Source organism: Bacillus sp. 105MF (genome assembly GCF_000374885.1).
In the GTDB taxonomy this organism is placed as follows: Bacteria; Bacillota; Bacilli; order Bacillales; family Bacillaceae_G; genus Bacillus_A; species Bacillus_A pseudomycoides.
In genome coordinates, this window is record NZ_KB895570.1 from 106,864 (window position 1) to 121,168 (window position 14,305).

The 14,305-nt window shown below is 35.0% G+C and carries 15 protein-coding genes and 1 pseudogene; 9 read left to right on the top strand and 7 right to left on the bottom strand.

The window, feature by feature from the left end; all coding sequences use genetic code 11:
* Positions 1-71: 71 nt before the first annotated feature.
* The 4 genes from C564_RS0110325 to C564_RS0110340 all read right to left on the bottom strand — a co-directional run bounded on the left by C564_RS0110325 (position 72) and on the right by C564_RS0110340 (position 5,175).
* Positions 72-2,306 (bottom strand): DUF4129 domain-containing transglutaminase family protein, encoded by a 2,235-nt coding sequence (locus tag C564_RS0110325; protein WP_018765283.1) that lies wholly within the window; start codon positions 2,304-2,306, stop codon positions 72-74.
* Positions 2,303-3,517, bottom strand: coding sequence for a DUF58 domain-containing protein (locus C564_RS0110330; protein ID WP_018765284.1), 1,215 nt, complete (start codon positions 3,515-3,517; stop codon positions 2,303-2,305). The genes C564_RS0110325 and C564_RS0110330 overlap by 4 nt, the downstream gene beginning before the upstream one ends.
* A complete protein-coding gene (locus tag C564_RS0110335) occupies positions 3,517-4,479 on the bottom strand; it encodes an AAA family ATPase (RefSeq protein ID WP_003199256.1) in 963 nt (320 codons plus the stop codon). The genes C564_RS0110330 and C564_RS0110335 overlap by 1 nt, the downstream gene beginning before the upstream one ends.
* 516 nt (positions 4,480-4,995) lie before the next feature.
* Positions 4,996-5,175, bottom strand: coding sequence for a small acid-soluble spore protein H (locus C564_RS0110340; protein WP_003199254.1), 180 nt, complete (start codon positions 5,173-5,175; stop codon positions 4,996-4,998).
* A 164-nt stretch (positions 5,176-5,339) separates the two neighbouring features.
* On the opposite strand from C564_RS0110340, the gene C564_RS0110345 reads away from it, so the two are divergent.
* From C564_RS0110345 to C564_RS33410, 6 genes and pseudogenes are all read left to right on the top strand, one after another.
* Complete coding sequence (locus C564_RS0110345; RefSeq protein ID WP_018765285.1) at positions 5,340-5,678, top strand: YmaF family protein; 339 nt, start codon at positions 5,340-5,342, stop codon at positions 5,676-5,678.
* A 174-nt stretch (positions 5,679-5,852) separates the two neighbouring features.
* Positions 5,853-6,761, top strand: a complete 909-nt coding sequence (locus C564_RS0110350) for a DUF2935 domain-containing protein (protein WP_018765286.1) — start codon at positions 5,853-5,855, stop codon at positions 6,759-6,761.
* Positions 6,762-6,995: 234 nt separating this feature from the next.
* Entirely contained in the window at positions 6,996-8,048 is a 1,053-nt protein-coding gene (locus C564_RS0110355; protein ID WP_003199240.1) for a pyruvate kinase, read from the top strand.
* 222 nt (positions 8,049-8,270) lie between these two features.
* On the top strand, positions 8,271-8,582 hold the full coding sequence (locus tag C564_RS0110360) for a PadR family transcriptional regulator (protein WP_003199239.1): 312 nt from the start codon (positions 8,271-8,273) through the stop codon (positions 8,580-8,582).
* Positions 8,583-8,586: 4 nt separating this feature from the next.
* On the top strand, positions 8,587-9,129 hold the full coding sequence (locus C564_RS0110365) for a DUF1700 domain-containing protein (RefSeq protein ID WP_018765287.1): 543 nt from the start codon (positions 8,587-8,589) through the stop codon (positions 9,127-9,129).
* Positions 9,130-9,134: 5 nt separating this feature from the next.
* Positions 9,135-9,934, top strand: a pseudogene (locus C564_RS33410) (DUF4097 family beta strand repeat-containing protein).
* A gap of 29 nt (positions 9,935-9,963) precedes the next feature.
* Here C564_RS33410 and lexA read toward each other — a convergent pair.
* Positions 9,964-10,584, bottom strand: coding sequence for a transcriptional repressor LexA (gene lexA / locus C564_RS0110375; protein ID WP_003199232.1), 621 nt, complete (start codon positions 10,582-10,584; stop codon positions 9,964-9,966).
* Positions 10,585-10,726: 142 nt separating this feature from the next.
* On the opposite strand from lexA, the gene C564_RS0110380 reads away from it, so the two are divergent.
* Complete coding sequence (locus C564_RS0110380) at positions 10,727-11,383, top strand: YneB family resolvase-like protein (protein WP_003199230.1); 657 nt, start codon at positions 10,727-10,729, stop codon at positions 11,381-11,383.
* A gap of 45 nt (positions 11,384-11,428) precedes the next feature.
* Positions 11,429-11,668, top strand: coding sequence for a DUF896 domain-containing protein (locus C564_RS0110385; RefSeq protein WP_003199228.1), 240 nt, complete (start codon positions 11,429-11,431; stop codon positions 11,666-11,668).
* A 42-nt stretch (positions 11,669-11,710) separates the two neighbouring features.
* On the opposite strand, the gene C564_RS0110390 is transcribed toward C564_RS0110385, so the two are convergent.
* Complete coding sequence (locus C564_RS0110390; protein ID WP_018765288.1) at positions 11,711-13,294, bottom strand: bifunctional metallophosphatase/5'-nucleotidase; 1,584 nt, start codon at positions 13,292-13,294, stop codon at positions 11,711-11,713.
* A gap of 158 nt (positions 13,295-13,452) precedes the next feature.
* On the opposite strand from C564_RS0110390, the gene C564_RS0110395 reads away from it, so the two are divergent.
* Entirely contained in the window at positions 13,453-13,935 is a 483-nt protein-coding gene (locus C564_RS0110395; RefSeq protein WP_018765289.1) for a hypothetical protein, read from the top strand.
* Between the two features lie 36 nt (positions 13,936-13,971).
* Here C564_RS0110395 and C564_RS0110400 read toward each other — a convergent pair whose 3' ends face one another.
* Positions 13,972-14,274, bottom strand: a complete 303-nt coding sequence (locus tag C564_RS0110400; RefSeq protein ID WP_018765290.1) for a hypothetical protein — start codon at positions 14,272-14,274, stop codon at positions 13,972-13,974.
* Positions 14,275-14,305: the final 31 nt, after the last annotated feature.

Genomic DNA, 14,305 nt, shown 5'->3' on the forward strand with positions numbered 1-14,305 from the left:
GATATTACACATCTGATAAGGTGAAACTTTTAAAAATTTTTCGCTCTAATTATAGAAATCACTTTAAACAATCAAATGAACGTATCGAATTCATTCGACTTGGGTGGAGAGGATGCTTTTTTCATGAGTTTTTCCCATAATTGTATGGACTTGCTCCATTCCGATGTAGCAGGATTGTTTTGATAAATAACATTTTCATAACTAAGAGTGAGTTTTTGCATATCAGTCGAATTGTAAAGGTTATCTACATGGATTGCATATTCTCTCAATGTTTGGCTTTCGTTGCGTGAGATGCCGGTTCTTTCCAGTTGTTTTAAAAGTGCATCATAAGCTTTTGCATAAACATCATCTCCTTTTCGGTATTTATAGGAGAGAATGATAAAAAATGCGAACCACTTTATTTTAGTAGTAAAGAGGGCATAGCCAGTTATGCTAATTGATATGATACAAAGGAACAAGTATCCCCATGAAAATCCTTTTTTGGAATCCATAATCTTTCCGTTAGAGAGGACTTCGGTATCTTCTATTAAATTTTTTTGTTTTGCTTCTGCATTTCGCTGTGGAGTTTGTTCGTTACTAGGTATCGTAGTTTCGCTATTTGGTGAAGTGGCAGTTGGAGCAGAAGTGTCGTGTGTAAAGTTATATGGGTTGCTGAAACCTTTTGTTGGCTCGAACGGGACCCACCCGTATTCTGGAAAGTATACTTCAACCCAAGAATGTGCATTGTTATTAGTGATTGTGTACATGTTTTCATACTCTGAATTCGTTGATTTGTTTTCAAGAGTGCCCCCGGTATATCCCTTTACCCAGCGTGCTGGAATCCCGATAGAGCGAAGTAAAACAATCATAGAAGTTGAAAAATTATTGCAGTATCCACTTTTTGTATCAAATATAAATTGATCTGCATAATCTTGATCCTTTCCAGGAACCTTAACATGTTCTGTTTCATATACAAAAGAATTATTTGCGAAGTAGCTTTCAACAGCTAATACTTGATCGTATCGATTGTTTTTATCTTTTGTAAGATTTACCGCTAAGTCTTTTACCCTCTTTGGTAATGAGTCGGGTAGTTGAGTATATTTTTTTATGAAATAAGAGCTTGCCTCTAGACTTTCAGCCGTTTTTACAGCTTTTAAGTTTTCGATAGAAAAATGAGGAGCCTTATAAGTCACCTTATATTTATTTAAGGTAGTAGAGGAGCCTTCTTTCATCATATCGATTTTTTCCGAAAAGGGATCTGCACGGAATGATATACCTGAAGCAGCCTCAACCGATACTAATCCCGCGGGATAAATAAGGTGAGGGGAGTCTTTTTGCATGGTGATAATCGCTTCGGCAGTTTCCGTTTTTGTATGCTGTTCATACCAACTCAATACGTTGTTTTTATTCTTAAAAGAAATTTTTTTTTGGTTATCAGAAATTTCCCAACCCTTTCCGGTATAAAAGTCTTTCGTTTCAACTCTCCAATATTGACTATTTTGTACTTGCGCTGTGAAAACAGCTGTGTCATCCCATTTAAAAGGACCGCCTAATTGAGAGTCATCTATACCGTAACCGACTTTGTTGATTGTTGACTCTTTATTTGCTGAAGGTATATCGAATTTTAAGAAAGTATCAACATTGGACCATTGAGGACCGGGTTTGGGAGCGAAATATCCAATAGTTATCGTAAATATAATAGATACCACAATTGGGATGAGCAATTGCGGTGTGGATTTGGTATGCTTTTGTAAGTTCTCGAACGCTTTTATACGTTCAATCTGGAGAAGGCTAAGCATGAAAAGACCCGTTATAATTGTACGAATAATCGCCTTGTTCATGTCATATAAGCCGAATATATCAAAAATTGTAATATAAATAACGGTTAACGTAAGAAATAAGAGTCCGCGTTTTTGGTGAATCAGCCAATAAAGGGTGAGGAAGCACGAAAACCAAAGAACTAAAAAAAATAAAAAGGTCTGAAAAGATTTGGAAAGATCCCACCAATTTGCTTGAAAGAGAAGGGGGATATTGTGAAAAAAATCAGATAAGAATTCTACCAACCAAGCAGGATGAATAAAAGGTCCCTTATAATCTACCGAATGAATCATAAATAAGATGACTAAAATCTTTATCGAAATTTGGAATCGCGTTTGAAAAAAAGAGAGAATGAAGCAAATTCCTATAAATCCTGTAAAGAGGTTCAATCTCACCATGTCTGTAATTTCTATAAGTGGTCGCAACCATTCTAATAAAATGAGAAAACCAAATAAATGCATTAGGAAACTACTGATATCCCATTTATTATTTAAAGGTAATATGGTCATTTGTTCACCTCAAAAAATACATTTGTATAATGATTCTCATAAACTGCTTTCACGAATACTTTTTGTTTTCTTAGCGTTTCGAGTAGGCTTAGTTCCAATTTTGAGAATTGATGTACTTTTTCCTTGACGACAAATATCATTAGCTTACTGCTTTTCAGTGATATACTGTCAGCAACTTTTTGAATATCGGGAGAAAGATTACTTGTTACAAGTATGAATGTTACTGGTTGATAGATTTTCTTTAACTCTATTTCTACAGTTTGAGAGAGCGGAAACATATTGTCTGCTTGTACTTTTGCTAAATGGTGAAAAATTTGTTGTAATTGTGTCTCACCATGACGTAAAGGAAGAACGGTTTGTTCTTTTCCGGCGGATATAAATGATGCTTGTGAATCTTGTTTTAGGATAGACCTCACGAGAGAAGCTGTAAACGTAACAACCAATTCGAACAGGGGAGAGGGGGTTCTGTCCATGAAAATCACGGCATCATGACTTCGTTGTTGTTCAAACTCTTTCGTCATAATCTTGTTTTTTCGAGCAGTTGCCTTCCAATAGATCCATGAAAAACGGTCACCAGGTTTATAGTCTCTGACACCAGATGAGACTGTTGCATCTCTTGCTACATTCACATTTGATGAGAGTGTTCCTTGTTCGAAATCGTTTTCTAATTGTCTATAAGTTATGTCTACATATTGGGGATAAACTAAAAATCTATCGGGAACTGAAAAGATTGTCTCTTTTTCGATAATCCCGAATACATCACCAGTTTTTACACGCACACTCGAAAAGGTGTGTTCTCCTCTTGGGATTGCGTCGATTACATATTGATATGAAATATTTCGCTTGAATCCTGGAAATAATAACACTTTTGCATTTTTTGATTGTTTGCGAGTTTTGAACTCCATGGGTAGCACTTCTTCTACAATTAAATAAAGCAAGGGGAAGGGGATTTTTCGTTTTATTGTAATAGTGCATAAGAACTGCTGTCCTGCTGTAAACTCTTTTTGATTTGTTATGCGTTTCACCTCGGCGTTCCACAAGGCACAAAAGGGTAACAATAATGAGTAAAGACCGAAAGGACTAAAGGTGTAAAATAGAAACCAGCTTACAAATTCTCCTTGTAACATGGTGTATACAAATGTTAAAGCGATGAATAAAGCAAGCAACGATAGCTTCCCGGCGTGACGACCATTTCGTAGTAGCTGTTTCATTAGGAGTTTTTCGCCTTTTGAGCCGGTACTGGAGTCCGGGCGATAATTTTTATGATAACGCTTTCTGGTGTTATTCCTTCAAATTTCGTCTCTATTTTTAAAATGAGTCTATGGGCTAAAACATATGGAGCTAAACATTTAACATCATCTGGAATGACAAAATCCCTGCCATTTATGAGCGCATAAGCTTGTGCAGCTTTCATCAAAGCAATGGAGCCACGGGGGCTAGCCCCTAGCTGTACGGAATTATAAGATCGGGTTTGATTAACGATTTTTACGATGTAGTGTTTGATGGCCTTGTCTGTATATATTGCCCGTACGTTTTGTTGTAAGTGTAGTAATTCTTCTATTGTAATAACGGCTTGTAAATGAGAGATAGGCTTTGTTTTTTCTGTCCGATTTAAAATTTCAAATTCTTCTTCCGGTGTGGGATAGCCCATTTTTAGCTTTAGTAAGAAACGGTCGAGCTGGGCCTCTGGTAAAGGATACGTTCCTTCATACTCAATTGGATTTTGTGTAGCTATTACAAAAAATGGCTTTGGTAAAGGTCTTGTTATACCATCTACTGTTAAATTGCCTTCCTCCATACTTTCAAGCAAGGCTGACTGCGTTTTTGGTGATGTACGGTTAATTTCATCAGCTAGCACGATATTTCCCATAATAGGTCCTGCCATAAATTCAAATTGATATTCTTTCGGATTATAAATAGAAACACCTGTTACATCTGATGGCAGTAAATCAGGAGTAAATTGAATCCGTTTGAAATTTGCATCGATGGATTTTGCAAGGGCTTGTACCATCATTGTTTTCCCGACACCTGGTACATCTTCTAATAGTACATGGCCTTCGGTTAAGAGAGCCGCTAAGGTAAGAATGATTTCCTTTCGCTTTCCGACAATCACTTTTTCAATATTATTGATTATCTTTTCTACAATTGGGTGCAAAGAATCGAGTTGCGTCATCGTACTCCTCCCAATTTCATTTTTATAGTTGATTCAATTTATTGTGAAAATTATGTTTCGTGTAAAATAAAATTTGCTTTTTTGATTTTTGTTGCAAGAAAAAACCAATCTACGGGGAAATTGAAGGGGATTTGAAGGGAATTTGGTTGAAATGGTTGGTATTGTTGAGGAAATTACCCCTTTTTGTCACTTTATATAATTTCTATGTCATTTAAGGAAATCCTACTCTACGTTTTTAAATTATTTTGTTTTGACTCTAGTCCTATGTGCATGAAATTTGTTTCCAGTGTAAAAATATTTCACTAGAAACATAGATTAACAATATTCTAGTAACTATGGGATTTAACAACTAATTGACAAGTTCAATAAAATTACACTTATCCCAACGTATTATTCAGAAGTATTATAGATTTTGAGGTTGAATATTTCATTTGTAAAATAGGGACAAGCAATTGTATGAGCTGTCCCTAACAAACATCACTCTGAGTAGTGTTTGTATTAAAAATTATTGTTTGTTTAATGTTCTATTAAGTTGGATAAAGGAATTTCCTGCTCATTTTGAGGCTCATTAAGGGGGTAAATTCTAGCTGTTTCATTATTTTCATCTACATTTTGAATATAAATCGGAACTCCATTATAGGTTACATTAGCCATAACCGGTGAAGATGCAATCTCTTGTGCTCGTTGTTTGTTCATGATAATGACCTCCTTTTGACTTATAACAGTAATAATATGTACTTTAAATTACTTAATTATTCTTATTACTCAACAGTAAGCACATAGGGAACTAATAGGTATTAATTTTGATTTTAAGCATATAAGTTTATAAAGTTTATCCTGATGGCCAAGGAGTGAGCAGAGTGAACAGGGTAGGAAAAGATGATTTTGTTTCAGGATTTGTACCTAATCATAATCATGGTTCTGTTGATTATACATCTGTTGAGGCGGGGCATGTACATCAATGCTTAGATGTAACCTCTCCACCAATTTCGGTACAGGACGGAGGACATATACACTATACAGAAGGATATGTAGTATTCGAAGATGGACATACACATTATTATAAGGCGCACTCAGGACCAGCTATTCCAGTTGGAAATGGAATGCATGTCCATTATTACGATTTTTATACAACAGAAGATAATGGACATAAACATCGTATTAAGGGAGTGGACCAGCCTGCGCCAGGTAATAAATAAAAAGATATTTTTTAAAAGGAAAACTCACGTCCTAATGAGATATGAGTTTTTTTATCTTTTCTTTACAAAATATTAGATTTACAGTTCTTAATGATGCAGTTTAAGTATGATGGGTATCGTCTATTCATATACATGGTGTAGTAGTGAAATTTTTACAAATGAGGTGGGATTTTAATGACTAACGGACAACAACCAATTCCTGATCATTTTGTCATGGATAAGCAAAGGGCTATGCTGCTTCCGCCCGAATTGAAAGCCGCACCTTCTGAATCATTAACAGAACAATTATTTATCGAAAGGTCCTTAACTGAAAATCGATTTTGGTTACGGATTATGAAGGAACATGCGCTTTTTCTTGGTGAAGGGTTTAATCGAAAAGATAAAAATCTAATTCAGCAAGTAGATCAGTTTTTTCAGCTTTTTGATCGACATCTACAAAAAGCATTCTCTATTCCTCAAACTGTTCAAGCAGTCAGGCAATTAAATGAAGAAAGTATTCAGCTAGTTTATGCGTTTCGTAATTATAAAAGAAATCTTTTAATTTTAATTATTAATTGTAAGGTAAGTGGTTTTAATTTTCCTTTATTAGTAGATCATGTTGCGCGAGAAGCGGAATATTTTATAAGAACGCTTCAGAAATTTAATGAAGGAAAAATGGATCCAATTCAAGATGCGATAATTAGTGAAAATGTGTTTTGGCTAAAAATTATGATGGAGCACTCTCGTTTTATTGCCTCTTTGCTTGATCAATCAGAGCGAAATTTAGTTCATACTGCTTTAAAATTTGGTGATGATTTTGAAATTCTTCTTAATCAAGCTAGGGATGTTGAATCGATGTTATATCAGAAGGAACCAACATATCCGATAATCGGAAAGCTAAATAAAGATAGTGAAAATGCCACAGTTGAATTGAGAAATTTCAAAAAGGCGGGATTGGAACTTATTCAAACATGCCAAATTCGAAATGTAATTAATCCATTACTAGCTGATCATGTTACAAGAGAAGCTGAGCATTTCTTATTTATGATTCATGTGTTGGAAGAAAGGTTGAAACAAAAACAAATGCAGCAATCGATGGAATGAGTGCTTTGTTATCATGATGGATACATACTAGAGTATTCATTTGTTAAAAAAATCCATTTGGTGGTTCGCTTTTTTATCATGCAACAACTCAGGTCATTTTCATCGTGAAAAGGTCGGTAATTCTTGTACTAAGGAATTATCGGCCTTTTCTACTCTTACATTACAAACCATGTATGAGAAATATTATTTTTTCTTTCTATATGGGAATTATAGATAAAAAAGGATGGTGAAAATATGACAATTGATCGAATTTGTACAATTGGACCGGCGAGTAATAATAAGGATACTTTGTCTCAGTTAATAAGAAATGGTATGAATATTATCCGCCTTAATTTATCGCATGGTTCCCATGAAAGCCATAAGGAAATAATTCAATTAGTAAAATCTTTAGATGATTCCATCAAAATTTTAGGGGATTTACAAGGACCCAAGATAAGATTGGGAGTTATTGAAGAAAATGGAGTTACTCTTCAAGCAGGAGATACTTTTACTTTATACATTCATTCTATTTCTGGAAACAAAGAAGAAGCAAGTGTTGATTATCCAGGGATTATTAATGACGTGAAAGTTGGAAATAGAATTCTTATTAATGATGGACAAGTTGAGTTAACGGTTGAAAAGATAAGCGAGGATAAAATAGAAACAAAAGTAAAGGTAGGTGGCGATATAGCTTCTCATAAGGGGGTGAATTTACCAGGTACAATCGTTAGCTTACCAGCTATTACAGAGAAGGATAAAAAAGATATTCAGTTTCTTTTAAGTGAGAACGTTGATTTTATTGCTTGCTCATTTGTTAGAAAACCTTCTCATATACAGGAAATTCGGAACTTTATCCGCCTAAAAAATGAAACTTCACCAAATCTAATTGCTAAGGTGGAAACGATGGAGGCCATCGAGAATTTTCAGGAGATATGTAAAGAAGTGGAGGGTATTATGATTGCCAGGGGCGATTTAGGCGTAGAATTACCGTACCAATTTATTCCGCTTTTACAAAAAATGATGATTCATGAGTGTAATCGCACAAATACATATGTGATTACGGCAACGCAAATGCTTCAATCCATGGTGGATTATTCTATTCCTACAAGAGCTGAGGTGACTGATGTATTTCAAGCTGTATTGGATGGAACGAATGCTGTTATGCTTTCTGCTGAAAGTGCATCAGGTGATCATCCGATTGAAAGTATTAAAACATTGCGTCTAGTTTCTGAGTTTGCTGAGCATGTAAAAAAAGATGCCCCCTTTGTTATGAAAGATGTGCTGGAATTATTACATAAATCCATTTAGTGTATAGAATTGTATGATATTATTTATCACGATTTCTCCATGTTTAGGTAAGGGGAATCGTGATTCTTTAATTTGTTTGGTATAAAGAAAAGAGAGGTGGAAAACGGTATTTTATTAAATACACAACAAACGGTACCTTGCAATAAACAATAGTGGATGGTATATTATGGGTAACGCAAGTACCTTGCATTGAGTGGTACTGATTGGAAAGGAGGATTATCTTTGAACGTCCAGTTTAAAAAAGGTGTGCTAGAACTTTGTGTACTGGCACTTGTCAAACGAAAAGATTGCTACGGTTATGAGCTCGTTCAGCAAATCTCCAATAAATTTTTAATATCGGAAGGGTCTGTATATCCGTTATTACGTCGATTAACAAAAGAGGGCTATTTTCAAACATATTTAAAAGAATCAACAGAAGGGCCACCGCGTAAATATTATCAATTAACAAATCAAGGTGAAGAACAACTCCATTTACTTGTAACGGATTGGCGTGATTTTGCTAGAGGGGTACAAGAAATTATTGAAGAGGTGTAATGAGATGAACAAAGAACAGTTTCTTCGAGATCTATCAGGACATCTTAGAAAGTTATCAGAAGAAGAAAGACAGGATATTTTATACCATTATGAGGAGCATTTTCAGTTTGGATTAGAGGAAGGGAAGACAGAGGTAGAAATTATAAAAGGACTCGGTTCGCCAAAAGCAATTGCGAAAGAGATGTTAGCGTTATATCGTTTTGATGAGATGAAAAAGGATCCATCTGCTTCGAATATAACAAGAGCTGTAATGGCGGCAATTGGTCTTAGTTTATTAAATTTTATTCTTGTATTAGGTCCTTTAGTCGCAATTATAAGTTTTATATTTGCACTTTGGGTTGGTGGGGTTGCTAGCGTTGTGGCACCACTATTTGTAGTAATTAAAATCCTAACTGGTACTTTTTTGTGGCTTGAGGTATTCGTTTCTATTACGTTTGTTGGTGTTGGATTATTGTTATGTATAGGTGCTTACTACTGTACAAAATGGTTTGAAAAATTTTGTGTGCGCTATGTCAATTGGAATCTCAAAATGATTAGAGGGGAATAGATGAGATGAAAAAGATATTATTAATAGCTGTCGCTTGTATCATTATTGGTGTTATTGGTATATCGCAAACATATTCAAAAACAGTAGATGCGGCGGAAGAGGGAGAAACTGAAAGAGTTATAAAAAATGAAGCAATTAAAAGTCTAGAAATTGATTTGGATGCTGAGGATGTTACAGTTCAAAAAGGGAATGATTCTTCTTTTCATATAAAACAATCAGGAAATACTACGAAGCAAAAAATAAGCATTGATGAAGAAGGAGATATATTAAAAGTTCAAGGTAAGATAAAAAAGGAATTTCATTAGATTTTTCATTTTTATCATTTGGGTTTAAATCGTCGGGGGTAACAATTGTTGTTCCAGAACGTGCTTATCAAGACATAAAAGTAAGTTCTTCTGCTGGTGAGATAACAGTAAATGATGTGAAGAGTGAACGCATAGAAGCAGCAACGCTTGGTGGAGATGTAGAAATAGAGCGGGTGACAGCGAAGAAAGTAGAAGGATCTTCAAAAGCGGGCGGAATTAAAATGAAAAAAGTAAGTGGGAAAGTTGTTGCGAAAACAACAAGTGGAGATGTGGACGTTATTGATCATGACTCTAAATATGATGTGGAAGCAAGCTCGACTGCAGGAGATGTTGATATTCGGCTACTTGAAAAGCCTCAAGATGCGACTGTAAGTGGGAAAACATTTGCTGGTGAAGTTAAGGTTTTCAAGGAGGAAGAAAGAAATGTAGTAGTAGGGAATGGGAGCGTAAAAATTAGCGGACAAACATCTGCAGGAGACGTGATAATTGAAGCGAATTAAAAAATAGACCAGTTTAACTGGTCTATTTTTTAATGTAAATCGCGATATACCCCGATTACTTTTCCAATAACAGAGACTTTATCTAAAATGATTGGCTCTAAAGAAGAGTTTTCGGGTTGTAAGCGGAAATGATCTTTTTCTTTGTAAAAACGTTTTACAGTTGCTTCATTATCTTCTGTTAAAGCAACAACGATTTCTCCATTGTATGCAGAATGTTGTTGGCGAACAACAACTAAGTCTCCATCCAGAATACCAGCTTCGATCATACTATCTCCAGAGATTCGTAGCATAAACACCTGGTCTGCTCCAGCAACAACGCTTGCAGGAAGTGGGAAGTGTTCTTCTACACTTTCAACTGCTGTAATTGGTAAACCAGCTGTAACTTTTCCGACAATTGGGACTTGAACAACTGATTGTGTGTCTGTTTCGATTCTTACTTCTCCTAAAATTTCAATAGCTCTTGGTTTTGTTGGATCACGTCGAATATAACCTTTTTCTTCTAGACGTGATAAATGTCCGTGCACCGTAGAACTAGAAGCAAGGCCAACCGCTTGACCGATTTCGCGTACGGAAGGTGGATAACCTTTTTCTTGTACTTTTAGTTTAATGAAGTCGAGAATGTCTTGCTGGCGTTTTGTTAACTTTTCCATGTTTTTTTACACCTCGTTTTCTTTCAATTTTCTTACTTATAAGTATAACATGCAAAAAAACATTCTACAAACATAAGTTCGAACAAAAGGGCGATTTGTGATACACTAAAGGAAAAATTGAAATGAGGAAGAAGGTTTTAAAATGAATGCAATCATTTATGCCCGTGTAAGCACAACGAAAGAAGCGCAGGAAACTTCATTATCACGCCAAAAAGATGAATTATTGCATTTAGCTGAGCGGTATCAAATGAATGTTATAAAGGTGATTGAGGAGAAGGCAAGCGGCTATACGATTGAACGAGACGGTATATTAGAAGTGTTAGATATGATTCGAGATGAACAGGTCGATGTGCTTCTCATTCAAGATGAAACGCGGCTTGGAAGAGGGAATGCAAAAATTGCTTTAATGCACTGTTTACATAAAGAAGGAATAAAAGTATATACACATACGCATAATGGTGAATTACAGCTTTCTGATTCGGATTCTATGGTACTAGATATTATTGGTATAGTTGAAGAGTATCAGAGAAAGATTCATAATTTGAAGATTAAACGTGGAATGCAGAGAGCGGTAGAAAGAGGGTTTCGTCCAGAAAAAAACTTAAAAAACCGACATTTAAGTACAGGACGTGAAAAGAAAGAAGTGCCGATTGAAGAAATTGTACGTCTGCGTCGCAATGAATTAACATTTGAGGAAATTGCAGCGACGCTTCGTGGTTTTGGACACGATGTATCTAAAGCAACAGTACATCGCAGATACGTGGAATACACGAAGCAATTGCTTGATAAACAAGACTAACTATTGTATGATAATAATCAGTTTTAAGTAGAAAGGGGATTCGAGATGCTAAGTCACGAACTCATTGAACGCATTAACTTCTTAGCGAAAAAAGCGAAAGCTGAAGGATTAACTGAAGAAGAACAACGTGAGCGCCAATCGCTCCGTGAACAATATTTAAAAGGATTTCGTCAAAATATGTTAAACGAATTAAAAGGCATTAAAGTCGTTAACGAAGAAGGTAAAGATATTACACCGACGAAATTAAAAGCATTGAAAAAACAAGATAATACAAAGTTAAATTAAGAGGTGGGCGCAGCCCATCTTTTTTGATTTTAATAGAATGGTTTATTTGGTAACTTTCCAATTACGATTGGTAGTCGCTTCAATTGTCCCACGCTCTAATATGTAATTTGCGATAAGTTCAGACATATCAATTGGTATGTCTTTTATGATGGGTTTATTTTGGTACATAAAATAATTTCCGCCACCACTTGCACGATAATTATTCATAACTACGTCATATTCTTGATCAAAGTGAATGGGAGATCCGTCATATTGTAAGGAAACTACTCGTTCACCAACTGGTTTTGAAATGTTTAATATGTATGAAACTCCTTCCCACATATCGTAATTGTAATGCTGTGGTTTTGGCGTAGTGTAAGCGGGGTTTACAATAATATCTCCTTCGTTATTTAATGTGAAATATTCAGCGGATAATTCAAGAGCATCTTTAATATCTTTTCCTGTAATACGTATGACCTTTAATGTGTTTGGATAAATATAATTTGATACAATATCTCTCATTGTAATTTGATTTGGAAAGCCAGAAGATTCATTATGAAATAGGCTTGTACAAGAAATATGGACTCCAGCTACCTCCATTTGTACTTTGTTTATAAATTCAATAAAAGGATTGTCTTGTAAACGTGTTTGTATCGGAGTGTGAATTTGCATGTCACCAATAATGGTGCCGATTGGTTGATCTAGCCATTGTTGCGTTTGATTTTCGTAGTCAGATACAAGTGAAAGTGCTTTTTCGTCTGTTTGAACGTCTTTGACAGATAACAGTTCCGATTGACACTTTTTAATGATCCTTCGATCTTTATTTTGTTCTAACTCTACTCGAACTTTTCCTAATGAATGGCCATTAGATCCGGGTTGTACAACGGTTACACCATTTACTTTCGTATTTGCAATAGAGCGATGTTGGTGACCTGTTAGTAATATATCAATACCATCTATTTCTTGGCACATCGCATATCCTTGATTCTCACCGGTTAAAATTTCTGTTGGTTCTCCAGATTGTAAATCCCTTTCAAAGCCACCATGATATGCTACGACTAATAAGTCAGGTTGCTCTTGGTTATGGATGAGAGAAACCCATTTTTTTGTTGTTTCTAGTGCATCTTCAAATAGTAAATCTTTAATATGAGGTGGCTGCTCCCAATTTGGGATGTAATGTGTTGTAACTCCCAAGATAGCGACTTTTATATTAGGATGTATGTGTTTAATAATATAGGGTTTCCCAAAGTAAGGATCTTTTGTATGTTTATTTAAAATATTTGCAGATAGATAAGGCATATTCGCGTTTAATATAGCTTTGTTTAATACATCCATTCCATAGTTGAATTCGTGATTTCCGATAACGGCCGCATCATATCCAATGTAATTCGCGATAAGTGACATTGGGTTCTTTTTATGCTGTATATATTTAGCGTAGTAATAGGTGAATGGAGTTCCTTGTATAAAATCGCCGTTATCGATCACAATTACATGTTCATGTTGGTTACGCTCTTGGGTGATACGTGTTGCAAGTTTGGCTAATCCTATTTCTGCTGGCTCGTTATTTCGATAATGAATTGGATAAATCGTACCGTGTATATCGCTTGTTAGTAGAATGTTTATATGAACAATGTTGTTCTTATTCAAGCTTATCAACCTTCTTTTTTTGTTATCTTATGATAAATCATAACAAATAATCTAGGTTTATTTTTTGTCAAATGTTTAGAAAATATAAAAATATATAATGAAGAAAATGAAAATGTTTTTGGAGTATCGTATGATGACAGGAGAAGGAGGCGAATACTATGGCTTTGCAACATGAATTTGTATTTGTTTCAAATGAAAAAGGAGAGCTAAGTTCTGAAGATTTTTCTTGGCATGACAGGGAGTTTTTTTATAAAGATGGAACGGTTGTTGAAGAATGCGTGATATTCAGTGATGAAATTGTTTTGTATGTGTCAGATTTTTTACAGTGGATTCCAACATATAATCCTTTTAAGAAAGAGAAAGGGTTTGGTATCCATTATTATGGTATTACAAAAATCGAGAAAGAGGGAGCAGAAATAGCGATCAACCTATTTCGCTCATTAGTCAATCTCCTTTCATTGGGACCTGAAAAAATAGAACTCACAGGCTCATTTCAATGGACGGTAGAGTGTGATACGGATGGAGAGTATGAACACATTAGTTTTAATCGAGATATTCTTTGTACAGAGTTAGAGTCTTTAATTAGACTACTCTATAAAGTGGAAGCGGGAGAAGGACACCTTTTGCATTTTGGAATTTAATTTTTTATCGAGCGTAGTGCTCAGATATAACAAATGTTAATTTTTTCTAAATAAAGCTAAAATAAAAGAAATAGCAATTGCTATGAATAAAGAAATACTGGCGATAAGTAACAAGAGGATTGCAATGAGACTATATAAATAACCTAATCCTTCACTCGTTATCATTATACCTCGATCAAAATATAGTATGCTGAACGTGCCAATGGAGAGAATAAGCATGACAACACCTGGGAGGTATTTATAAGGTGACTTTAATTTTACTGAAAGGTAAATAGAACTAATTGTAATAAGGGAAAAAACAATTAAAAAGGTGTAGGAAACCACCTGTTCACTTATCATTTCTCCTCCCGCAGTTTTTATTTGATATATA

Excerpts from the sequence above, each read along its gene's own strand:
- C564_RS0110325 (WP_018765283.1), bottom strand. The coding sequence starts at position 2,306 with ATGACCATATTACCTTTAAATAATAAATGGGATATCAGTAGTTTCCTA.
- C564_RS0110330 (WP_018765284.1), bottom strand. The coding sequence starts at position 3,517 with ATGAAACAGCTACTACGAAATGGTCGTCACGCCGGGAAGCTATCGTTG.
- C564_RS0110335 (WP_003199256.1), bottom strand. The coding sequence starts at position 4,479 with ATGACGCAACTCGATTCTTTGCACCCAATTGTAGAAAAGATAATCAAT.
- C564_RS0110340 (WP_003199254.1), bottom strand. The coding sequence starts at position 5,175 with ATGAACAAACAACGAGCACAAGAGATTGCATCTTCACCGGTTATGGCT.
- C564_RS0110350 (WP_018765286.1), top strand. The coding sequence starts at position 5,853 with ATGACTAACGGACAACAACCAATTCCTGATCATTTTGTCATGGATAAG.
- C564_RS0110355 (WP_003199240.1), top strand. The coding sequence starts at position 6,996 with ATGACAATTGATCGAATTTGTACAATTGGACCGGCGAGTAATAATAAG.
- C564_RS0110365 (WP_018765287.1), top strand. The coding sequence starts at position 8,587 with ATGAACAAAGAACAGTTTCTTCGAGATCTATCAGGACATCTTAGAAAG.
- lexA (WP_003199232.1), bottom strand. The coding sequence starts at position 10,584 with ATGGAAAAGTTAACAAAACGCCAGCAAGACATTCTCGACTTCATTAAA.
- C564_RS0110380 (WP_003199230.1), top strand. The coding sequence starts at position 10,727 with ATGAATGCAATCATTTATGCCCGTGTAAGCACAACGAAAGAAGCGCAG.
- C564_RS0110385 (WP_003199228.1), top strand. The coding sequence starts at position 11,429 with ATGCTAAGTCACGAACTCATTGAACGCATTAACTTCTTAGCGAAAAAA.
- C564_RS0110395 (WP_018765289.1), top strand. The coding sequence starts at position 13,453 with ATGGCTTTGCAACATGAATTTGTATTTGTTTCAAATGAAAAAGGAGAG.
- C564_RS0110400 (WP_018765290.1), bottom strand. The coding sequence starts at position 14,274 with ATGATAAGTGAACAGGTGGTTTCCTACACCTTTTTAATTGTTTTTTCC.